Source organism: Colwellia ponticola, assembly GCF_005885605.1.
Classification (GTDB): domain Bacteria; phylum Pseudomonadota; class Gammaproteobacteria; order Enterobacterales; family Alteromonadaceae; genus Colwellia; species Colwellia ponticola.
Window position 1 is genome coordinate 1 of record NZ_SZVP01000052.1, and the last position, 499, is coordinate 499.

1 protein-coding gene is annotated in these 499 nt (G+C 39.9%); it reads left to right on the plus strand.

Features of this window, described 5'->3' with window-relative positions:
* On the plus strand, positions 1–499 hold a 499-nt coding region (locus FCS21_RS17620), incomplete at both ends, for a polysaccharide pyruvyl transferase family protein (protein WP_138624482.1).

Below are 499 nucleotides of genomic sequence, written 5' to 3' on the forward strand. Positions count from 1 at the left end.
CGTGGATATTCTAAATATGCAAAGGATTTTCCGTATGTTGGTTTGAGAGAAAAGGGCGCGAAAGAAAAAGTAGAAGCAATTTGCGGGCACAGTGTTGTGGACACAGTTGATCCTGTCCTTTTACTGACAAGAGAAGATTGGGAAACATTTGTGGATAAGAGCAGTCCACTTGCTAAGGAAAAATACCTGCTTTGCTATCTCATTGATAAGAAACCTATCAAGCGGAACATGGCAATTGCAGAGCAGATTGCAAAAGAGCGCGGACTGAAAATTAAGTATATTTGGATGCATTTGGAAAAAGAATCCTTCCGTGGCAATTTTATCAATGATGCAAGTCCGGTAGAATTTTTGAATTATATGTATCATGCTTCGGCTGTCATGACAGATGGATATCATGGTACGGTTTTCTCTACAATATTTAACAAGCCCATGTATTCCGTGATCAATAACAGGCAAAGCACTGATTCCAGAATTCGGGATTATCTGACCTTGATTGGCC